The 20,084-nt window shown below is 64.6% G+C and carries 22 protein-coding genes and 4 tRNA genes; 15 read left to right on the plus strand and 11 right to left on the minus strand.

Annotated features, from left to right (window positions below):
- Positions 1–13 precede the first annotated feature (13 nt).
- From pdxJ to nagZ, 3 genes are read left to right on the plus strand one after another with little or no spacing between them, the layout of a single operon-like run.
- The gene (gene pdxJ, locus ACZ5MJ_RS04875; protein WP_464222709.1) at positions 14–796 is read left to right on the plus strand and encodes a pyridoxine 5'-phosphate synthase; all 783 of its coding nucleotides are present in this window, start codon (positions 14–16) and stop codon (positions 794–796) included.
- Positions 793–1,215 (plus strand): holo-ACP synthase, encoded by a 423-nt coding sequence (gene acpS / locus ACZ5MJ_RS04880; RefSeq protein ID WP_464222710.1) that lies wholly within the window; start codon positions 793–795, stop codon positions 1,213–1,215. The genes pdxJ and acpS overlap by 4 nt, the downstream gene beginning before the upstream one ends.
- Positions 1,216–1,229: 14 nt before the next feature.
- Positions 1,230–2,279 carry a beta-N-acetylhexosaminidase gene (gene nagZ / locus ACZ5MJ_RS04885; RefSeq protein ID WP_464222711.1) on the plus strand — a complete coding sequence of 350 codons (1,050 nt, stop codon included), beginning with the start codon at positions 1,230–1,232 and terminating at the stop codon, positions 2,277–2,279.
- Between the two features lie 48 nt (positions 2,280–2,327).
- On the opposite strand, the gene ACZ5MJ_RS04890 is transcribed toward nagZ, so the two are convergent.
- The 3 genes from ACZ5MJ_RS04890 to earP all read right to left on the minus strand — a co-directional run bounded on the left by ACZ5MJ_RS04890 (position 2,328) and on the right by earP (position 5,724).
- Positions 2,328–3,653: an IS4 family transposase gene (locus ACZ5MJ_RS04890; RefSeq protein WP_464222712.1), complete on the minus strand. Its 1,326-nt coding sequence runs from the start codon at positions 3,651–3,653 to the stop codon at positions 2,328–2,330.
- Positions 3,654–3,806: 153 nt separating this feature from the next.
- Positions 3,807–4,367 carry an elongation factor P gene (gene efp, locus ACZ5MJ_RS04895; RefSeq protein WP_115214478.1) on the minus strand — a complete coding sequence of 187 codons (561 nt, stop codon included), beginning with the start codon at positions 4,365–4,367 and terminating at the stop codon, positions 3,807–3,809.
- Positions 4,368–4,572: 205 nt separating this feature from the next.
- Positions 4,573–5,724, minus strand: a complete 1,152-nt coding sequence (earP, locus tag ACZ5MJ_RS04900; RefSeq protein ID WP_464222713.1) for an elongation factor P maturation arginine rhamnosyltransferase EarP — start codon at positions 5,722–5,724, stop codon at positions 4,573–4,575.
- 121 nt (positions 5,725–5,845) lie between these two features.
- Between earP and uvrC the strand changes: the two genes are divergently transcribed.
- The 6 genes from uvrC to ACZ5MJ_RS04930 all read left to right on the plus strand — a co-directional run bounded on the left by uvrC (position 5,846) and on the right by ACZ5MJ_RS04930 (position 10,883).
- Positions 5,846–7,930: an excinuclease ABC subunit UvrC gene (gene uvrC, locus ACZ5MJ_RS04905; RefSeq protein WP_464222714.1), complete on the plus strand. Its 2,085-nt coding sequence runs from the start codon at positions 5,846–5,848 to the stop codon at positions 7,928–7,930.
- 114 nt (positions 7,931–8,044) lie between these two features.
- Positions 8,045–8,644, plus strand: a complete 600-nt coding sequence (gene pgsA / locus ACZ5MJ_RS04910) for a CDP-diacylglycerol--glycerol-3-phosphate 3-phosphatidyltransferase (RefSeq protein WP_432257608.1) — start codon at positions 8,045–8,047, stop codon at positions 8,642–8,644.
- Positions 8,645–8,816: 172 nt separating this feature from the next.
- Positions 8,817–8,892, plus strand: a tRNA-Gly gene (locus tag ACZ5MJ_RS04915).
- Between the two features lie 59 nt (positions 8,893–8,951).
- Positions 8,952–9,027: transfer RNA gene (locus ACZ5MJ_RS04920), tRNA-Gly, on the plus strand.
- Positions 9,028–9,162: 135 nt separating this feature from the next.
- A tRNA-Cys gene (locus ACZ5MJ_RS04925) sits at positions 9,163–9,236 on the plus strand.
- Between the two features lie 402 nt (positions 9,237–9,638).
- On the plus strand, positions 9,639–10,883 hold the full coding sequence (locus tag ACZ5MJ_RS04930; RefSeq protein ID WP_464222715.1) for a cation:proton antiporter domain-containing protein: 1,245 nt from the start codon (positions 9,639–9,641) through the stop codon (positions 10,881–10,883).
- A gap of 18 nt (positions 10,884–10,901) precedes the next feature.
- Here the strand turns inward: ACZ5MJ_RS04930 and ACZ5MJ_RS04935 are convergent, their stop codons facing one another.
- Positions 10,902–11,846, minus strand: coding sequence for a LysR family transcriptional regulator (locus ACZ5MJ_RS04935; protein ID WP_464222716.1), 945 nt, complete (start codon positions 11,844–11,846; stop codon positions 10,902–10,904).
- 98 nt (positions 11,847–11,944) lie between these two features.
- Between ACZ5MJ_RS04935 and ACZ5MJ_RS04940 the strand changes: the two genes are divergently transcribed.
- Positions 11,945–13,039 (plus strand): YeiH family protein, encoded by a 1,095-nt coding sequence (locus ACZ5MJ_RS04940; protein ID WP_464222717.1) that lies wholly within the window; start codon positions 11,945–11,947, stop codon positions 13,037–13,039.
- 197 nt (positions 13,040–13,236) lie between these two features.
- Here ACZ5MJ_RS04940 and ACZ5MJ_RS04945 read toward each other — a convergent pair whose 3' ends face one another.
- Together ACZ5MJ_RS04945 and ACZ5MJ_RS04950 are read right to left on the minus strand one after the other, a co-directional pair.
- Positions 13,237–13,668, minus strand: a complete 432-nt coding sequence (locus tag ACZ5MJ_RS04945) for a GNAT family N-acetyltransferase (protein WP_464222718.1) — start codon at positions 13,666–13,668, stop codon at positions 13,237–13,239.
- Between the two features lie 83 nt (positions 13,669–13,751).
- Positions 13,752–14,084, minus strand: a complete 333-nt coding sequence (locus ACZ5MJ_RS04950; RefSeq protein ID WP_464222719.1) for a hypothetical protein — start codon at positions 14,082–14,084, stop codon at positions 13,752–13,754.
- Positions 14,085–14,448: 364 nt separating this feature from the next.
- Between ACZ5MJ_RS04950 and ACZ5MJ_RS04955 the strand changes: the two genes are divergently transcribed.
- Both ACZ5MJ_RS04955 and ACZ5MJ_RS04960 read left to right on the plus strand, forming a co-directional pair.
- On the plus strand, positions 14,449–14,892 hold the full coding sequence (locus ACZ5MJ_RS04955) for a hypothetical protein (protein ID WP_464222720.1): 444 nt from the start codon (positions 14,449–14,451) through the stop codon (positions 14,890–14,892).
- A gap of 146 nt (positions 14,893–15,038) precedes the next feature.
- Positions 15,039–15,194, plus strand: a complete 156-nt coding sequence (locus tag ACZ5MJ_RS04960) for a hypothetical protein (protein WP_464222721.1) — start codon at positions 15,039–15,041, stop codon at positions 15,192–15,194.
- Positions 15,195–15,321: 127 nt separating this feature from the next.
- On the opposite strand, the gene ACZ5MJ_RS04965 is transcribed toward ACZ5MJ_RS04960, so the two are convergent.
- The 4 genes from ACZ5MJ_RS04965 to ACZ5MJ_RS04980 are packed head-to-tail and all read right to left on the minus strand — an operon-like array spanning position 15,322 to position 17,811.
- The gene (locus ACZ5MJ_RS04965; protein WP_464222722.1) at positions 15,322–15,765 is read right to left on the minus strand and encodes a DoxX family protein; all 444 of its coding nucleotides are present in this window, start codon (positions 15,763–15,765) and stop codon (positions 15,322–15,324) included.
- Positions 15,766–15,797: 32 nt separating this feature from the next.
- On the minus strand, positions 15,798–16,613 hold the full coding sequence (locus ACZ5MJ_RS04970; protein WP_464222723.1) for an HvfC/BufC family peptide modification chaperone: 816 nt from the start codon (positions 16,611–16,613) through the stop codon (positions 15,798–15,800).
- Positions 16,585–17,481 (minus strand): MNIO family bufferin maturase, encoded by an 897-nt coding sequence (gene bufB / locus ACZ5MJ_RS04975; protein WP_464222724.1) that lies wholly within the window; start codon positions 17,479–17,481, stop codon positions 16,585–16,587. The genes ACZ5MJ_RS04970 and bufB overlap by 29 nt, the downstream gene beginning before the upstream one ends.
- A gap of 3 nt (positions 17,482–17,484) precedes the next feature.
- Positions 17,485–17,811: a BufA1 family periplasmic bufferin-type metallophore gene (locus tag ACZ5MJ_RS04980; protein WP_464222725.1), complete on the minus strand. Its 327-nt coding sequence runs from the start codon at positions 17,809–17,811 to the stop codon at positions 17,485–17,487.
- Positions 17,812–18,076: 265 nt separating this feature from the next.
- On the opposite strand from ACZ5MJ_RS04980, the gene ACZ5MJ_RS04985 reads away from it, so the two are divergent.
- Both ACZ5MJ_RS04985 and ACZ5MJ_RS04990 read left to right on the plus strand, forming a co-directional pair.
- On the plus strand, positions 18,077–18,604 hold the full coding sequence (locus tag ACZ5MJ_RS04985) for a sigma-70 family RNA polymerase sigma factor (RefSeq protein WP_464222726.1): 528 nt from the start codon (positions 18,077–18,079) through the stop codon (positions 18,602–18,604).
- Positions 18,601–19,254 (plus strand): NrsF family protein, encoded by a 654-nt coding sequence (locus ACZ5MJ_RS04990; protein ID WP_464222727.1) that lies wholly within the window; start codon positions 18,601–18,603, stop codon positions 19,252–19,254. The genes ACZ5MJ_RS04985 and ACZ5MJ_RS04990 overlap by 4 nt, the downstream gene beginning before the upstream one ends.
- Positions 19,255–19,340: 86 nt before the next feature.
- Here the strand turns inward: ACZ5MJ_RS04990 and ACZ5MJ_RS04995 are convergent.
- A tRNA-Leu gene (locus ACZ5MJ_RS04995) sits at positions 19,341–19,427 on the minus strand.
- 208 nt (positions 19,428–19,635) lie between these two features.
- On the opposite strand from ACZ5MJ_RS04995, the gene ACZ5MJ_RS05000 reads away from it, so the two are divergent.
- Positions 19,636–19,956: a hypothetical protein gene (locus tag ACZ5MJ_RS05000; protein WP_464222728.1), complete on the plus strand. Its 321-nt coding sequence runs from the start codon at positions 19,636–19,638 to the stop codon at positions 19,954–19,956.
- The last annotated feature ends 128 nt before the right edge of the window (positions 19,957–20,084 follow it).

The raw sequence follows: 20,084 nt of genomic DNA on the forward strand, positions 1-20,084 counted from the left end.
TGCTCCTGCTCGCATGATCTTCCACGCAAATCCGGGCGTCATCGACCTTGGCGTCAATATCGACCACGTCGCCACGCTGCGCAATGCGCGCGGCACCGTGTATCCCGATCCCATCCGTGCCGCGCTGCTGGCGGAACAGGCCGGCGCCGACCTGATCACGCTGCACCTGCGCGAAGACCGCCGCCATATCCGCGATGCCGACGTGCGCGCGCTGCGCCCGCAACTGGCCACGCGCATGAACCTGGAATGCGCGATCACGCAGGAGATGCTCGACATCGCCTGCGAGATCCGCCCGCAGGACGTGTGCCTGGTGCCGGAGCGCCGCGAGGAAGTGACCACTGAAGGCGGGCTGGATGTGGCCGGGCGCTTCGAGCAGGTCAAGGCGGCGTGCGCGCAGCTGGCCGGTGCCGGCATCCGCGTATCGCTGTTCATCGATCCGGATGCCGACCAGATCGCCGCTGCGGCCGCGTGCGGCGCGCCGGTGATCGAGCTGCATACCGGTCGCTATGCCGATGCGCATACGCCCGACGAGCAGGCGATCGAGTTCAGCCGCATCGCCGATGGCGTCGATGCCGGCCAGAAGCACGGCCTGGTGGTCAACGCCGGCCACGGCCTGCACTACACCAACGTGCAGCCGATTGCCGCGCTGCCCGGGATCAAGGAGCTGAACATCGGCCACGCGATCGTCGCGCACGCGGTGTTCGCGGGCTGGGAGAACGCGGTGCGCGAGATGAAGGCCATCATGGTCGCCGCGCGCCTGGGCACGCAATACCCTGCCGTGGGCACCCCGGCGTGATCTACGGCGTCGGCACCGACATCATCCAGATCGCCCGCGTGCAGGGCGTGATGGAACGCACCAACGGCCGCTTTGCCGAGAAGGTGCTGGGCCCCGATGAGCTGGCCAAGTACCATGCCCGCAAGGCGCGTTCCGAAAAGCGCGGACTGGCCTTCCTGGCCACGCGCTTCGCGGCCAAGGAGGCGTTTTCCAAGGCCATCGGCCTGGGCATGCGCTGGCCGATGACGTGGCGCGCCATGGAACTGATGAACCTGCCGTCGGGCGAGCCGACGCCGGTGTGCCATGGCGAACTGGCTGCATGGCTGGCGGAACGCGGGCTCGCCGTGCGGGTCAGTGTCAGTGACGAACATGATTACGCAGTCGCCTTCGCCATTGCCGAGCGCACGGGCGGGGCGACGTCCCAACCTACAGCTTTGTGAATCCAACCACTTTCATGTCCAAGAAGAACTCCGGCAAGCGGCCGGGCCCGGTGGTCCTCGACGTCGTCGGCAAGCAACTCGACGCGGAAGACGCGCGCCGCATCGCGCATCCGCTGACCGGCGGCGTGATCCTGTTCGCGCGCAATTTCGAGTCGCGCGCGCAACTGCAGGCGCTGACGCGCGCGATCCGCGCGGTGCGCGACGACGTGCTGATCTGCATCGACCATGAAGGCGGGCGCGTGCAGCGCTGCAAGACCGACGGCTTCACCCACCTGCCGGCGATGCACCGCCTGGGCGAGCTGTGGGAGCGCGACGTGCTGGCCGCGACCAAGGCGGCAGTCGCCTGCGGCTACGTGCTGGCCGCCGAGCTGCGCGCCTGCGATATCGACCTGAGCTTCACCCCCGTGCTGGACCTGGACTACGGGCGCAGCGCCGTGATCGGCGACCGCGCCTTCCATGCCGATCCGCGCGTGGTGTCGATGCTGGCCGGCCACCTGAACCATGGCCTGCTGCTGGCCGGCATGAGCAACTGCGGCAAGCACTTCCCCGGCCACGGCTATGTCGAGGCCGACTCGCACGTGGCGATCCCGGTCGACCAGCGCCCGCTGGACCAGATTCTCGGCCAGGATGCGCGCCCGTACGAATGGCTGGGCCTGTCGCTGTCATCGGTGATGCCGGCGCACGTGATCTACCCCAAGGTCGACCCGAACCCGGCCGGATTTTCGCGCTACTGGCTGCAGGACGTGCTGCGCGCCCAGCTGGGCTTCGAGGGCGTGATCTTCAGCGACGACCTCAGCATGGAAGGCGCCAGCGTGGCCGGCAACGTCACCGAGGCCGCGCGTGCCGCGCTGACCGCGGGCTGCGACATGGTGCTGATCTGCAATCATCCGGACCGCGCCGACCAGTTGCTGACCGAGCTGGACGTGGGCATCGGCAAGACCTCGCAGCGCCGCATCCGCAAGCTGTTCGCGCGCAGGAAGCCGCTGGACTGGAACAAGCTGCACCAGGAAGGCGAGTACCGCGCCGCGCTGCGCACGCTGAAGGAGCACGACCTGATCGCCTGACCGGGTCTCGTGCAGAAACAAAAATGGCAGCCGAGGCTGTAATGCCGTTCAGTTAAGGTCCCTATTGAGGAAGCGAACGGCATAGCGTGAAGGGCGGGACTTGACGACCCGGTCGCATGAGCGGCCGGGTCGTTTCACATTGGGCAGCGACTTTAGGCGCTCGCGTAGGCGCTGCAGGCAGGCGGGCAATTTCGCGTAGGCTGGCGTGACAGCTGCCCACATCATCTCGTGCTGGATGACATGGAAGGCGCGCACGAAGCTCATGTCGGTCGGCACAAGCTTCGCTTCTCGGGCAGCGCTGGCCATCTCGCGACGAATCAGGTTGTAGGCGATCAAGGCGCCCCAGATTTCCTGGCATACCCCATCGACGGTTCGGCTACGCAGGGTCAACTCCATGCCGAGCATCGACTGCTTCAGTTCCCGGTAGCTCGTTTCGATCTGCCAGCGCCGCTCGTAGCTGGCGACGATGTCAGCAGGTTTGAAGCGTCGGCGATCGAGCAGCGACGTCAGCAGAATTCGGCTACGTCCGCGTGCATCGATCGTGCGGATCGCCCGCGCCTGCCAGAACTCCGGCAGCGCCGGGCACTTCTTGCGTGCCTGCGGCGAGACACGCATGCGTACCGTGGCGTCTTCGGCCGTGCCGGCCGTCACCTCCCAGCACGTGTTGGATTTGGCCGGAATCAGGAAGTGGCGGTTGTGCCCGCCCATCGTCAAGCCGCACAGGATCTCGGCGGCCAGAAAGCCTTTATCAAATACCGTCAGCGAGTCATCCGGTATCTGGGGCAACAAGCCTTTGGCGTACACCATCTCATTGCTGTCATAGCGACCGAAGCTGGCGCCTGCCACCAGGTGCGTGGGGATCGCAGTCAGCGTCACCATGCGCACCTGCGGATAGCTGGCGACCCTGCGAGCGTAAGCTTGGGCGCCAAAGTGCTCGCGGTTGGCAGGACTGTCGGCCGTGCGTAGCGTCGTGCCATCCATCGCCCACAGGCTGAGTCCCTTGAGGGCGTAGTCGCTGGCGTCCTGCAGACTCCAGGCGCGCGCTGTTCGTTCGAACAGCCAGGCCAGCGGCGCCTCGCCAACGCGCTGGCGGGCTTGCGCCGCCGCGCTCTTGCTGACGAATGGCGCCACCTCATCAGGCAGGGCCAGTTCCAAGTTGTCGAGCACTTCGCTGATCGACCAATGGCGATACATCGCCAGTGCAATCACCAGCCAGACAACCTGTTCAGCGGGCAACCGACGGCGACGGATACTTGCCGCTCCCGTCGCCTCTACCGCACGCTCAATCCACTCATATGGAAGATGTTCGGCCAGCCGACTCAAGTCGGCTGGCTGTTGCGCTTCGAGCAGGAACGTCAGGTGACTGGAGAGCATCGCGCCCGAAAGTTAACACCTCGGCGCACGGTTTACAACTCCCTCTGACGCTACATACAAAAATGCCGCTCAGCTCTTAACTGAACGGCATTACAGCCGAGGCTGCCATTTTTGTTGACCGGCCCCGCGCTGAGGCGGGACGAAGCAAGCGCCTTAGTTGGCGCGGCTGCGGTATTCGCCGGTGCGGGTGTCGATTTCGATCTTGTCGCCGATGTTGCAGAACAGCGGTACCTGCAGTTCGAAGCCGGTGTTGATCTTGGCGCCCTTGAGCACCTTGCCCGACGAGGTGTCGCCCTTGACGGCCGGCTCGGTGTAGACGATTTCACGGACCAGCGTGGTCGGCATTTCGACCGAGATGGCCTTGTCGTTGTAGAACACCACTTCGACGTTCATGCCGTCCTCGAGGTAGTTCAGCGAGTCACCCATGCTGTCCTTCTCGACTTCGTACTGGTTGTATTCAGTGTCCATGAACACGTACATCGGGTCAGCGAAGTACGAGTAGGTGCATTCGCGGCGCTCGAGCACAACCACTTCGAACTTGTCGTCGGCCTTGAACACCGACTCGCCCGGTGCGTCCGTCAGCAGGTTCTTGTACTTCATCTTGACCACAGCGGCGTTGCGGCCCGACTTGTTGTATTCGGCCTTCTGCACGACCATCGGATCGCCGCCGATCATGAACACGTTACCGACGCGGAGTTCCTGTGCGATTTTCATCTGAACTGATTTCCTGAAAAATAAAGTCTAGGAATTTGGAATGGCGAAGGCGCGCTGCCGGCGTTCCCGCGGTAAGCCCGCGAGAGCCAGGATCCACGCGCTCGCGACCCCGTGCCCAGCTTGCTTTCAGGTCTTTGCCCAGGGTTGTTTCATCGCCTGGACAAGACCCTGGTTCTCCGGCCCGGTCGCCATTTGGATCAACCGGTTATTTTACCTGATTTTCGCAGAACGCCACCAGGTTGGCGGCAAGGTCGCCGGGATGCTGCAAACGCCGCTCCCAGCGCGGTGCGATCGCCGCAAGTGCCGGCAGCTGCGCACGCAGGCGCGGCCAGTCGACGGCGTTGCCGTAGCCGTTCCAGGCGTGCCAGAAATCCGTCAGCGCAGCCGCCGCGTCCGGGGGCACGCCGCCCTGGCCGAACAGGCCGAGCCAGGCGTCCAGCTTGACCCGGTGCGCGGCGTCGTCCTGCGGGTAGATATGCCAGACCAGCGGCCGCGCCGCCCATTGCGCCCGCACGAAGGAATCCTCGCCGCGCACGAAATTGAGGTCGCAGGCCCACAGCAGTTCGTCATAGTGCTCTTGCCGCACAAAGGGGATGGCCTGCACGCACAGGCTGCCGCGCTCCACCGGCGCGCCAGGCTGCAGCGGCACGCCCAGCCATTCGGCCACCTGGCTGGCGGCCAGGCCCGCTGGCACCAGGCAGTGGATGGCTTCGGCGCCGTCGCGCCATTGTTCCAGCAGCGCCGGCAGGGCCGGGTTGCGGTAGGCGAACAGGCTCACGCGCAGCGCATCGGGCCGCGGCGTCACGCTGAGCTGGTGCCACAGTGCGGCCTGCGCCGCCGCCCCGCCCAGGAACGCCTCGCGTTGCGCGCCCAGCATCGATTCACGCAACAGGCCGCCGGTGCCGGGCTCGAAGCCGGGGAAGAAGAAGTGCTTGACCAGCGGCAGCCGCGGATGGGGCGAGGGCATCGCGTGGTGTTCGCGCACCCAGGGCTCGGCGCTCAGGTATTCCAGGTTGATCCAGGCGGGTTTGGGCTGGCGTGCCGCCATGCGCTCGAGGAAGGCCTGCGGCAAGTGGCAGGCAAAGGCTTCGATGACGGCGTCGTGGGGCGTGGCGTCGCCGGTGCTGTCTGGTGCGCCGGGCTGCCATGGGCGGATCTCGACGCCGGCGAGGTGCTGCACGGCGGCGCCAGGGTCGATCTCCGGCGCAAGCCGGGCGAAGCTTGGCAGGTCATCGACCCACAGCCGCACCGCGTGTCCGTGCTCCTGCGCCAGCTGGCGGGCCAGCCGCCAGCAGACGCCGATGTCGCCGAAGTTGTCGATCACGGTGCAGAAGATGTCCCAGGAGCGGATAAGCATGTGAGGTAGGTGTACAGGTAGGGCAGGCGGGCAGGGCGCCGGCTGAATTGCTCTAAACTTGCGATTTTAGAGGTCGCGCTGCTTTGGTGCGCGCCGGCCCGCAGCGGTCACCGTCCCCCACATGTCAGACCAGCAACCCGATTCCCCGAATCCCGCCGACGAGGTACCGGCCAAGGCGCCTGCCGACGTGCCGGCAGATAGGTCCGCCGATAAGCCCGAAGACAAGCAGGCCGAGGCGCCGGCCGAACCGTTCGACGCCCGCCCGGTCATCTCCCGCCTGCCGGGCCTGCCTGGCGTCTACCGCTATTTCGACGCCAGCGGCAATGTGCTGTACGTGGGCAAGGCGCGCGACCTGAAGAAGCGGGTATCGAGCTATTTCAACAAGACCCAGCTGTCGCCGCGCATTGCGATGATGGTGGCGCGCATTGCCCGCATCGACACCACGGTGGTGCGCACCGAGGCCGAGGCGCTGCTGCTCGAGAACAACCTGATCAAGGCGCTGGCGCCGCGCTACAACATCCTGTTCCGCGACGACAAGTCGTACCCGTTTCTCAAGCTGACCGGGCACCGCTTCCCGCGCATGGCGTACTACCGCGGCGCGACCGACCGCAAGCACCAGTACTTCGGGCCGTTCCCGAGCGCCTACGCGGTGCGCGAGAGCATGCAGATCCTGCAGAAGGTGTTCCAGCTGCGCACCTGCGAGGACACCGTCTTCAACAACCGCACGCGGCCGTGCCTGCTGCACCAGATCCATCGCTGCACCGGGCCGTGCGTCAATGCCATCAGCGAAGAGGACTACGCGCGCGATGTCACCAACGCGGCGCGCTTCCTGCAAGGCCGGCAGAGCGAGGTGCTGGAAGGCCTGCAGGGCAAGATGGAGCAGCACGCCGAGCGGCTGGAATTCGAGCAGGCCGCGGCGGTGCGCGACCAGATCGCGGCGCTGTCGACCGTGCTCAAGCGCCAGGCGGTGGAAGAGGTGGGCGGGCAGGCGCGCGACATCGACGTGCTGGCCGTCGCGGTGGAGGGCGGCCGTGCCTGCGTCAACCTGGCCATGGTGCGCGGCAGCCGCCATCTGGGCGACAAGGCGTACTTTCCGGCGCATGCCGACGAAGCGGCGATGATCGTCGAGGATGCCGATGAGCGCGCGGAGGCTGGTGCGGATGAGCGCGCGGAGGGGGCGGACAGCGCCCGGGCCGCGCCGCCGCTGACTGTCGACCGCATCGCCACGCGCGTGCTGTCGGCCTTCATGGTGCAGCACTACCTGGAGCAGCCGGCGCCGCCCATCGTCGTCGTCAGCCATGTTCCGGACGATGCCACGGTGCTCGAGGCGCTGGCGCTGCACGCCGGGCGCAAGGTCACGCTGGTGCGCCAGCCGCAGGGCCAGCGCAAGGTCTGGCTGGAGATGGCGCAGCAGGGTGCGGCGCTGGCGCTGTCGCGCCGGCTGGCCGAGCAGGGCAGCCAGGAAGCCCGCACCCGTGCGCTGGCGGAAACCATCGGGCTGGACCTGGAAGACCTAGCGCTGCTGCGCGCGGAGTGCTTCGACATCAGCCATACCGCCGGCGAGGCCACCCAGGCGTCGTGCGTGGTGTACCACCACCATGACATGCAGAACAGCGAATACCGCCGCTACAACATCCAGGACATCATTCCCGGCGATGACTACGCGGCCATGCGCCAGGTGCTGACGCGGCGCTACCAGAAGCTGGTCGAGCAGATCCAGGAAGACGGTGGCATGGAGGCCGGCGGCGAAGCCGCGGCCCTGGTGCCGCAGATCGTGCTGATCGACGGCGGCAAGGGCCAGGTCGAGGTGGCGCGGCAGGTATTCGAGGAGCTGGGGCTGGATATCGGCCTGCTGGTCGGCGTGGCCAAGGGCGAGGGCCGCAAGGTCGGCCTGGAAACGCTGGTGTTCGCCGATGGCCGTCCGTCGCTGGAGCTGGGGCAGGGCAGTGCCGCGCTGATGCTGGTGGCGCAGATCCGCGACGAGGCGCACCGCTTTGCCATCACCGGCATGCGCGCGCGCCGCGCCAAGACGCGCACCACCTCGCGGCTGGAAGAGATCGAGGGCATTGGCGCGCGCCGGCGCCAGAAGCTGCTGACCCGTTTCGGCGGGCTGCGCGGCGTGATGGCAGCCAGCATCGATGAACTGGCCAGCGTCGAGGGCATTTCACGCGGTCTTGCCGAAGAGATCTACCGGCAGCTGCACTGATCGCGCCGGCCGCGCCTTGCGGCGGGCGTGCGGGAAAATGGCCAATGATGGTCGATTGGCCTGGAAATCGGCGACAATCGCAAGATTGGTTACCGTCCCCGCCGCCCGAGTTCCATGCCCTTCAATATCCCGATCCTGCTGACCTGGCTTCGCGTCGCCATGATTCCCCTGGTGGTAGGGGTCTTCTACCTGCCGGACGCATGGCTGCCGATGCACACCAAGAACCTGACGGCGGCATCGTTCTTCATCATCGCCGCGGTGACGGACTGGCTGGACGGGTTCCTGGCGCGGCGCTGGAACCAGACGTCGTCGTTCGGCGCTTTCCTGGACCCGGTCGCCGACAAGCTGATGGTGACGGCGGCCCTGCTGTCGCTGCTGGCGCTGGGGCGGGTCACCGACCTGATCGCGCTGGTGATCATCGGGCGCGAGATCACCATTTCAGCGCTGCGCGAATGGATGGCGCAGATCGGCGCTTCCAAGAGCGTCGCGGTGAACTTCCTCGGCAAGCTCAAGACCACCGTGCAGATGATTGCGATCCCGCTGCTGCTGTACAGCGACCGCCTGCCCGTTTTCGATGCCCGTCTGCTCGGCACGTGGATGATCTATGTAGCGGCGGTGCTGACGCTGTGGTCGATGTTCTATTACATGAAGCTCGCCTGGCCGCAGATCCGCGAGCGCAGTGGGATGGTGGCGCGCGCCGGCGCACCGAAGTGAAAAGAATTTTCGAAAAGGTGTTGACGGCGAGAGCAGTTCTTTGCATAATCTCATTCTCGTTGCTGACGACGCAAACGAAAGCAGCGAGATAAGGTTGGTTTGACGCAAGATGTTGTGAGTTGGCAGCGTGTTGCGGCATAAATCGCCTTAGTTTGATTTTTAGCAGTGCCCTGCGGGAGTAGCTCAGTTGGTAGAGCGCAACCTTGCCAAGGTTGAGGTCGCGAGTTCGAGACTCGTCTCCCGCTCCAGGTTAAAGAAGGTCCGGCAGCGTGGTTACGCGATGCGGGGCTGGCAGTAAAAGTTGTATGCGGGAGTAGCTCAGTTGGTAGAGCGCAACCTTGCCAAGGTTGAGGTCGCGAGTTCGAGACTCGTCTCCCGCTCCAATCCCCAAAGGGAAGCAACGCTTCCCTTTTTGTTTGGGTTGAATTGCGGCAAGCAACAGGCCGCAAGCAGTTTGCCGCAAGATGCGCTCCGGCAGCATCGGCTGAATGCGGATACAATCCAGCAGCACGTCACCTGGCGGGGTGGCAGAGTGGTTATGCAGCGGCCTGCAAAGCCGTGTACGCCGGTTCGATTCCGACCTCCGCCTCCAGTTGCATGCAGAACGGCGCCTCGCGGCGCCGTTTTTGTTTTCCGCGCCTGCTTCGGGCACATCTCTCGTTCCATACACCAAGCAGGCACCAGGGTACCCGCTATCTCCCTGGCGCTGGCGCGTGGCGGGCATGTTACATTACTCCTGTCGTACGCTTTTCGGGGGGCTCCGCGTGATGGATTGCGGAGCAGCATGTCAATCGCCATCCCCGATCCGTGACGCGCCGCCGGCGTGTCCGGGGCCGCTGCGGCACTTTCCGTTCTTCCCCGTTCCGATGCTGCTGCCGATTGTTGCGGCGACTGTCCCGCGCTGACCGCTGGTGCGCGCCGGATGCGCTGTTGTGGTTGCCAGGGCAGGGAACGGGTTAGCCGTTCAGCCCCTGACACGAGGAATCCCGCACGCATGCATCACGCCACCCCGCTTATCAGTACCATCGTCGGCGGCATCGTCCTGGCCTTTATCCTTGGCGCGGTCGCCAGCCGGCTGCGCCTGCCGCCGTTGGTCGGCTACCTGTGCGCGGGCATCGTGGTCGGGCCGCACACGCCCGGCTACACCGCTGACCAGGCGCTGGCGCCGGAGTTGGCCGAGCTTGGCGTGATCTTGCTGATGTTTGGCGTGGGGCTGCATTTCTCGATCAAGGACCTGATGGCGGTCAAGCGCATCGCCATCCCGGGCGCGGTGGTGCAGATCGGCATTGCCACGCTGATGGGCATGCTGGTGGCCTGGGGCTTCGGCTGGTCATGGGGGCAGGGGCTGGTGTACGGGCTGGCACTGTCGGTGGCCAGCACGGTGGTGCTGCTCAAGGCCCTGCAGGAGCGTGACCTGGTGGAATCGCCGCAGGGCCGCATCGCGGTCGGCTGGCTGATCGTGGAAGACCTGGCGATGGTGCTGGCCCTGGTGCTGCTGCCGGCGCTGGCGGGCCTGCTGGCCGGTTCCGGCGCAACCCCGGGCGAAGTTTCCGGCGAGGCCGCGCCGGGTACCAGTGACGTAGTGGTTGCGATCTTCACGACGCTGGGCAAGGTGGCTGCCTTTGTCGCGGTAATGCTGGTGATCGGCCGGCGCTTTATTCCGTGGATGCTGGAGCGCATCGTCTGGACCGGCAACCGCGAGATGTTCCGCCTGGGCGTGCTGGCGACGGCGCTGGGCGTGGCCTATGGGGCTTACGCACTCTTTGGCGTGTCGTTCGCGCTGGGCGCATTCTTCGCCGGCATGGTGCTGGCCGAATCCGAATTCAGCCATCGCGCGGCCGAGGAGTCGCTGCCGCTGCGCGATGCTTTCGCCGTGCTCTTCTTCGTTTCCGTGGGCATGCTGTTCAACCCGATGGTGCTGGTCAACGACCCGTGGGGCGTGCTGGCGACGGTGTTTATCATCGTGGTTGGCAAGTCGCTGGCGGCGCTGGGCATCGTGCGCGCCTTCGGGCATTCGGGGCAGACCGGCATGACCATCGCCGTGAGCCTGGCGCAGATCGGCGAATTCTCGTTCATTCTCGCCAGCCTTGGCGTCTACCTGAAGATCCTGCCCGAGCGGGGCCAGGCGCTGATCCTGGCCGGCGCGCTGCTGTCGATCCTGCTCAATCCGGTGCTGTTCCGCTTGCTTGACCTCTACACGGCGCGGCGCAATCCCAGCGCAGACCCGCAGCCGGCCTGATGTGCGCCTGGGCCACGCTCAGGCGCCTATCCGCGGCGCCATGGTACGCAGATATTCGGTAAAGGCCAGCAAGCCCTGGGTCGGGAACTTGTCCTGGTGCACCACCAGCTGCAGCGGCCGGACGATGCGCGGCAGGCCGTCGCGGATCGCGACCAGCGTGCCGCGTTCCAGTTCGTCGCGCACCACGTGCAGCGACAGGCAGCTGACGCCGAAGCCGCTCATCACGGCGCGCTTGATGGCCTCGGCGTTGCCCAGTTCCAGCGCGAAGCGCAGTTCGCCCAAGAGCGGCACCAGCCGTTCCTCGATCACTTCGCGCGTGCCCGAGCCGGGCTCGCGCACGATCCACTCGGCGTCGCGCAGCGCCACCAGGTCGTGCGGCGCGGCGGCCAGCGGATGCGACGGTCCGACGATCACCACCATCTCGTCGTCGCACCAGTGCACGCTGCGCAGGTCGCGCTCATGGCTGGCGCCTTCCACCAGGCCGATATCGGCTTCGAACTGCAGCAGCGACTGCAGCACTTCGCGGGTATTGCCGATGCGCAGGTCCAGCGTGCACGGGCCGCTGCGCGAGTGACGGAAACCCGCCAGCAGCGGCGGCAGCATATAGCTGCCGATGGTATTGCTGGCGGCAATGCGCAACTGGACCCCGGTCTGGGTCGCAAAGCGCTCCAGTTCCTGGGCCTGGTCCAGCAGCGACAGCGCGCGCGGGAAGAACTGGCGCCCGGTTTCATTGATGCTGAGGCGGCGCGCAACGCGGTCGAACAGCGGGCTGTCCAGGGCGCGCTCCAGTTCAGCCAGCGAGGCGCTCACGGCCGATTGCGACATTGCCAGCGCCTGCGCCGCCGCCATGGTGCTGCCATGCTGGGCCACGGCCACGAAGACGGAGAGCTGGCGCAGGGTCAGGCGCAGGGGCCGGTGTTCGGGCCGCGGCGAGGGGTGGTGGAAGTCTGGGCGGGAATCCATATCGATAAAATAAATAATGCATAACGATATTACCCGTTTTACGGGTTAGGTGGGCGCCAGTACGCTTGAGTCACCAAAGCACACGACCCGAGCCCGCCATGACTTCCGTCTCCGCCCCCCGCACCGCCCCCGCCGCCGCACCGGCCTTGCCGCCGCCCTGGTCGCAGCGCTTGCTGACGCTGGTCCCGCTGGGCGGCATCGCCTGGCTGGCGATGGTGCTGGCCGATCATCCGGCCGTGTCGCGCTATGGCCTCAGCGCGTTGACGCTGGCCATGTGCGCTGGCATGGTCGCTGCGAATACGCTGCCGCGCCACTGGCTGGCGCCGCTGGCACCCGGGATGCAGGTCGCCCGCCATTACCTGCTGCGCACGGGTGTGGCGCTGTATGGTCTGCGTTTGACTTTCGCCTCGATCGTCGCGCTGGGCCTGCCCGGCATCGTGGTGCCGCTGACCATGCTGGTGGCCACGCTGCTGTTCGGCACCTGGGTGGGCACGACGTTCTTCGGCATGAGCCGCCGCGAGGCGATCCTGGTCAGCTCGGGCAGCGCCATCTGCGGTGCGGCCGCGGCCATCGCCGTGTCCTCGGTGGTGCGCACCGACGACAAGCAGACCGCGGTGGCGGTGGCGACGGTGGTGCTGTTCGGCACCGTCGGCATGCTGCTCTACCCCTATCTGTATGAGCTGGCGACCGGCCACTGGCACTGGGCGATCAGCGAGCGCATGTTCGGCATTTTCACCGGCGCGACGCTGCATGAAGTGGCGCAGGTGATCGCCGCCGGCAAGATGATCAGCGAACCGACCGCCGACGCTGCCGTGGTGGCCAAGATGGTGCGCGTGCTGGCCCTGGGGCCGCTGCTGCTGGTGATGGCGCTGTGGCCGCAAGGCGGGTCGCAAGCGGAGCAAGGCGCCGCCGGTGGCAACCGTCTGCGCGGCATCCTGAAATCGGTACCGTGGTTCGCGGTGGGGTTTGTCGCGGTGATGGCGGTCAATTCGGCCGGCACCGTGCCCACCGCCTGGAAGGCGCCGCTGATCGCACTGGATAACTGGCTGCTGGCCTGCGCCATGCTGGCGATCGGCCTGCACACCCGCATCGGCGACCTGTTGCGCGCCGGGCGCAAGCCGCTGGCGCTGGCCGGGGTGCTGTTCGTGTTCCTGATGAGTGCGGGTGCGCTGATGTGCTACGCGATGGCGTAAGGCGCGCGTGCGATCACCGGAAGAGGGGGCGATGGCCCCCTTTTTTGCTTTTGGGGCGTTGCCTGGCCAGCGAGAACGGTGATGCTCCGGGGGGTACTTCAATGCAAACCGTAAGCGGCAATGACTCGGCATCTGTCGGTCGTCGCTCTGGGCGGTTCGGTCGTGCTGCAGCAGGACTAGCCCACTGTGCTGTGTAGCTAGAGATCAGCCTTCATGATTGCCGCCGTTCGGGCACCGGGGTCGGAGAATTCGCGGGAAGCCCGCAATTCTGGTGGTATGGCCGAATGCTCCATTTCCGTGAAGCCAAGACGAGTGAAATAGCCAGCGGCAGTTTCAGTCTGGACGACCAGGGATTCGATACCGCGCGAACGTACGTCGGCCACCAGTGCGGACACCAGCAAGGCGGCCAGTCCTGCCCGTCTCGCGCGCTCGGCGACAGCGACGCCTCGCAACAGGCCAACGCTGTCACTGAACACCTCGATACCGGCGCAGCCGAGGAGGCCAGTCTTGTCCCGGCTGACATGAAATTGCACCGCTTCGCTATATATTCCGCCAACGGGTAGTGAACACGACCGGAGCAATGCTTCCACATCGCGCAGGTCTGCCTTGGTCGCATGACGCGGCCTCATACTGTTACCTGCAAATCTGATGGGTGATGACGAGCGCCTCGGCGTTCCGACTGTTACCCGCAAGCGACGAGCGCTCGCACATGCTAGTCATCGTAGTCGTCATGCCAGCGCCGCCATTCCCGCCGGCGCTCCCGCCATTCGTGCTCCCTCCATTCGTGCTCCCTCCATCGTTGTTCGCGCCATTGGCGCTCTCTCCAGGCGCGGCCCTGCCAGTCGTCGTAATAGTAGGCCGGAGCCGCTACCACGGGCGGCGCCTGAACCACCACGGGAGCCGGCTCGTAGTAGACGGGCGGCGGGGCGACAACCGCTGGCACAGGGATGCCAAATCCAATGCCGACGTCCACCCGCGCCTCAGCCATGTTGGAGCCGAGCGCGGTAACGCCGACCAGAAGCAAGAGCGATGCGGCCTTTCGCATGATTTTCTCCTTTTTCTCTTGCAGAGACTCTAGGTCAGCATGGGGCGACAGTGTATTAGCGGATTCGCACAGCGGTGACTTTCTGTAACGCGACGTCGATGCACCGGGTGTCCGGCGGTACTGTTGGGGCTATAAAACGACCGGGCATTTTGCAGCGTGGACCGGAGTCGAAATTCTTCCGAAAGGGCGAGGGCCCGTGCTGCAGGTGTAGGCATATCCGGCCCTGCTCGCGAATTGAGTTTGCCTGTTTCAGAACTTACGGATTGTCACGGGTTCTGAGTCAACTTGGCTCGCGGCGGTGCCGTTTTAGCGGGTAAGCACGGCGCATTGCCGAGCTGCCAAAAATTCCTCAGGAGTTCACGTCATGAAGAAGCTGTTCGTTGCTCTCGCCTCTGCAGCCCTTGTCGGTACCGTTTTCGCGCAGACTGGTGTGCCAGCTTCCGCGACTCCGCCGCAAGCACAGGCGACGAAAGACCAGGTAAAGGTCGTCAAGGAAAAGAGCTCCACGCCGGCAAAAGCCGACAAGGACAAGAAGGGCGCCAGCGTGCCGGGCGATGAAGGAAAGGTTCAAGCCAGCGCCAATAAGGAGAAGGCTGACGTAAAGGCGGATGCCAATAAGTCCGCCGCCAAGGGCACCCACCACAAGGCGAGCAAGGCCAAGGCCACCCATACGGAGGCTGGTATGGCGAAGTCTGAAGCAAAGAATGATTCCGACAAGGTGAAGGCCAAGGCAGAGGTGGCGAAGCCCGAGGCGCAGCCCGAAGCCGCGAAGGCCGCAGCCAGCGTGGACAAGACGAAGAAGCAGTAAGCCGCTCCCATCGGGCGAACCGAGGGGGCGTTGCCGGGGGCGAAGGCCGCTGCAACGTAGCCTGAGTGCTGGAGCTTTGCGGAGAGCGCGGGTTAGCTGGAAATCCAGCCTGGCCTCTCCGCGTTTGTCACCTTTGGGGAGTCGCCATGAAACCCATTCTTGCATTGCTGATTGCCGCTTCCACGCTGCTCGGCGGCTGTGTCGTGGTGCCGTACGATAGCGGATACGGCTATCGTCCGTATGGATACTGGGGCGATGGATACCACGGGCACCATCGGCACCACGAAGATCACGACGACTGAGGCTGGGAGAGCGGCAACACCGACGCTACGATATGCGCGGCATCCGTGTCGATAAATCTGCCAGTGCAGCATACGCAGCGGTAGCTCCGCCTCGATAGTGCGGTGGCCTCGTTTCTGTCACGCGAAATCACTTCGCCCGGTTCGAACTGCTTAGTCGCCGATATAAGAGATGGTCCAATGACCAGTTCCCGGCTCCACGGCAAAGCAGAACCAACAGCATGGCCGCCCACTGGATATGGGTGGGCCAGGCCTGCGGATACACGAATATCTCGATGACGGTGGTCATGCCGAGCAGGATAGTTGCCACGGGGCGTGTCGCCAGGCCCACCATCAGCAGCACCGGTGCGGTCAGTTCGATTGACACCGCCAGATAGGCAGCTACCTCGGGTGCAAGCAGTGGCACTCGGTACTCTTCCCTGAATAGTTCGAGCGCAGCGTCCCAGTTGGCCAATTTGGTCATGGCCGAGTTCCAGAAGACCGTGGCGACAGCGAGCCGCAGCGGAAGCGCCAGAAGCGTATAGGGCACGCGCTCCAGCCATCCGATTGCCCGCAGGACGCGGTCGTTCAGCATTGACTTTCGTGACTCGGATTGAGATACCTGCGTCATCTGGCTGGACTCCCCATTGCTGGATGACATGGTCGGCCGCAAAGGCAGACATCGGCGAAGCATGCTGATGCGAGCAGAGAAGCGAGCCATACAGGCGCTTCGTCACCTGGCACTTCGACAAGTACATCGCTCAAGACGTGGCCTTCGAGCAATGCTGTTGCAAATGACCATTGCCATTCGCCTATTCGCTTAATGTCCACTCCGGAAGCGCTTCGGCTGACGTACAGAAAGACAGGGCCAGCGCTCAGGCTGATGCTAGCCAATGAGCGGTCATCACGTGTCAGCACCGCATTCCAGATGGCATCCACTGGATAAGAAGACCGAAGAAGCCGCACGGCGGGGTTCGGCAAGAACGTGACAAGGTGCAGTTCGGCTTTGTCCAGCTGCTCCAGGCGACTCAAGTCGAGTGGGTTCGTGTCCGGAGCGTGCAGCGCTTCATTCACCGCCCATTCCAGTCGCGCAGTGTCAGGCAAGTAGACCAGCGACGCCGCTTGCGGCATCTGCGCCAGGAACTCCGGGAACTCAGCGCCATAGCTATCGAGTTGCGCGCTCGCGGGCGGCTTGCAGGTGATGAACTGTCTGGCTGCCCCTTCGAAGAACTCTGGCCCCACCAGCGCCTCCACGGCCGGATAGGAAAGCCGTAGCGCCGTCAGTAGCGCACCAGTTGCCGTGTTCCGATAGATACCGAGTCTTGCCTTCGGGTCCAAGCCATCGGGCAACACATACCTGGAAGCGCTGCCATCGCTAAGGCCGAGTAAGTCCGACTGGACCGCGCGTTGCAGTTCAAGCAGCGTTGGCGCTGAGGCTGTCATTTCGCTGTCTCTCCATCGCTGCCTGGGCAATCGCCGATTCTTCCATGAGAACTTCGAGAGCCGGCACATTGGTGTCCCATTCAATCAGTGTGGGAACCGTGCCAAAGCGCCTGAGGGCCTGTTCAAACAGGTCCCACACCGGTGGTGCGACGCGCGAGCCGTGGTCATCGATGCGAAGTACGCGTCCCTGGTCGAGCGGCCGCACGCTGTGGCCCGCCAGATGGACCTCGGCAACTGCCGATGGCGGCAAGGCATCCAGATAAGTCAGTGCATTCCAACCGTGGTTGCTGGCACTGACGTAGATATTGTTAACGTCGCACAGGATGCCACACCCCGTGCGTCGACTCACCTCGGCGAGGAACTCCCACTCGGGAATGACTGAGTGCCCGAAGCGCAGGTAGGTGGACGGATTCTCAACCAGAATGCGGCGCTTCAGACAGGTCTGGGTCTGGTCAACGTGCCGACAGACGATGACCAGTGCTTCCTCGGTTAGCGGTAATGGCAGCAAGTCGGCGAGATAAGTGCCGCCGCTGATGCTCCAGGAAAGATGCTCGGAGACCAGTCCGGGCTCGACACGCTCGATAACCCTGCGCACCCGTTCGAGATGCCCGGCGTCCAGCCCTTCCGCGCTGCCCAGGGACAGGCCGACGCCGTGCAGCGAGACGGGATAGTCTAGTCGAATGGCGTCCAGGTAGCCTGGCGCGCTGCCTCCACCCATGTAGTTCTCGGTATGCACCTCAAACCACGCGATTGGCGGGCGTTCTTCGAGCACCGCCTGATGGTGCCGGAAGCGCAGCCCGATTCCGGCGCGCGCCGGAATCGGGCTGAGCGAGCGCGGCGATGAAGCGGCATGCATCGGATAACCCATCGCTTAAGCTGGCTTCAGCTTGCCGCCCTGAATTTTGCTGCAATCCCCAGCGGGAAGGAGAACGAATGACTTGGCATCGCGCGCCTGGGTCGCCTGGCCCGCACAGGAGTGAGCCCCCTCCGCGCAGTCGTTCTTCGCCACGGCGTTTATCCCATAGCACTTCTCCAGCTTGTTCTTCTCCATCCGGGCCATGTTGTCTTTGACAACTTGCGGCATGCCGCTCATGTCTTTCATCGCCTGGGCCTGGGCCTGAGCTGGCAAGGCCTGCATGGCGAGCGCAAGGCCGATTGCTGACGATAGCGTTGAGGCGGCCAAAACATGCTTGTTCATCTTGCGTCCTCCTGAGGGTGCGGCCGGGAGTCTGGCCGTGTATCCAAGTTCGGCGAAGTGCCGCCGGAGGTTACAACGCATAGCGATTTTTTTTTTGCGCGACAAATCGTCTTGCCTGTCGCAAAATTCCGGCATGCCCAGGCATTCACCCTCACTGACATCTGCCTCGGCCCCCGAGGGAAACGCCCAGGTGCCCCCTGCGACGGGCCGAGAGACTGACCCCTTGGTCAGGCGAGGTGATGGCAGGCTGGACTGGTCCGTCGCCATGGCCAGGGCGCAGGAGGGTGACCAGGGCGCCTATCGCCAGCTGCTTGAAGGCATCACGCCTTACCTCCGCGCACTTGCGGCGCGCCACTTCCGCAGCGGCGATGACATCGAGGACGTGGTTCAGGATGTGCTGCTGACGGTGCATTCAGTGCGCGGCACATACGACCCGGAGCGCCCGTTCGGTCCCTGGCTGGTTGCTATCGCGAATCGGCGGATTGTCGACGTATTGCGCCGGCATGGGCGCGCTGGCCTGCATGAGACGCCATTGGATTCGGAGCACGAAACCTTTGTTGCCACCGGAGCGAACTTGCAAGAAGAGGCAATGGACGCCCGCTTTGTGCGTGAGGCCATCGAGCAGCTGTCTGCGGGGCAGCGCGATGCGGTGCGCATGCTTAAGCTGGAGGAAATGTCCTTGCGGGAGGCCGCTGCGGCTAGCGGGATGTCAGTCGCCGCATTGAAGGTGGCCACCCACCGGGCAATGAAACGGCTGCGGGAGCTGTTGCGGCAGCGGGGTAGCAAGTCATGACACGGACTTCCGACTTGATTGAACGCCTGGTTGGGGACGCAACGCCGGTCCGACGGCTTCGCGCACCCGCGACGCGAGCTGCGTGCTGGATTCTGTTCTCCGCACTGGTTGTGCTCTGCGTCGGTATCGCCCATGGCGTGCGCGCAGACCTGGCGTTTAAGCTGCGCCAGCCAGCCTTTATCGTCAGCCTGACTGCAGCGACGGCCACCGGTGTTTTGGCCGCAGTGGGTGTGTTTTTCGCCAGCATTCCAGGTATGGCACGCCGCTGGCTTCTGCTGCCGGTTCCGGCTGCTCTCGTATGGATTGCCACGGTTGGCTATGGATGTCTTACCAACTGGGTCGTCATCGGGCCGGACGGAATGTCTGCCGGAGAGACGGCTCGTTGCTTTGCGACATTGGCATTGGTTGCCATGCCGCTATCGCTTGTGATGCTGATCATGCTGCGTCACGTCGCTCGACTGTCGCCGGTTCCGATCACGATGGTAGGCAGCCTTGCGGTTGCCGCAATGACCGCCGTGGCTCTGTCGATCCTGCACTCGCTCGAGGCCACGGCCATGATATTGCTATGGAATTTCGGTGTGGCCGCGCTATTTCTGGCGCTGGGGGGGCGGTATGGGAAGCGGCTGGTTGAATGGCTGGCTCCGCGCTGAGGGGGCTTGCCTAGCCTACGAGGTGGTCAGAGGGCTGCTGCCACGCTATCGTTCCGGTACCCCAGAGGTAGAGCAACGGAATTTACTGGTGCGGCCGACGGGACTCGAACCCGTAAGCCTGGAAAGGCGGCAGATTTTAAGTCTGCTGAGTCTACCAATTTCTCCACGGCCGCATGGCAAGCCCGGTATTGTGGTGGCTCCGCATCCCGGATGCAAGCGCGCAGCAGGAGATGGCACCGGCAAGTGGCGCAAGCCGGGCCCCGCCGCACAAAAGTGACGACATTGTTACGGCTGGTAACAATGTCGTGCGCGCCGTTGCACCTGGAAATTTCCGAACCTCTACAATACCAATTAAGAGAAATCTCACATTGAGAGGCGGATATGAAACGTTGGTGGCTCGCAGCATTCGGTATCGCGGCCGGGTTGGCGTCTGGGGCAGCAATGGCCCATGTAAGCGTCGGCGTGGCGATTGGCGTGCCGGGCGTGGTGATCGGCGCGCCGGCCTACTATCCGCCCCCTCCGGTGTACTATGCCCCGCCGCCGGTGGTCGTAGCCCCGGCTCCGGTCTACTATGCCCCGCGTCCGGTCTATTACGGTCCGGGCTATTACGGCCCGCCGCGCTATTACGGTGGTTACCGTGGTTACTATGGCCCGCCGGGATGGCGCCGTGGTCATGGTCACGGCCGTTGGCGCGACGACTGAGGGTCGCGCGTACGAACCAAGCTTTTTGAAAGAGAAGGGGCCCTCCGGGGCCCCTTCTCTTTTTCTTGCCGCACTGCGACATGAAGACCACAGGCCGGTTCCGGGAAACCTACGTCTTTCTGATCGTC

This window comes from Cupriavidus sp. LA-1 (assembly GCF_055385985.1).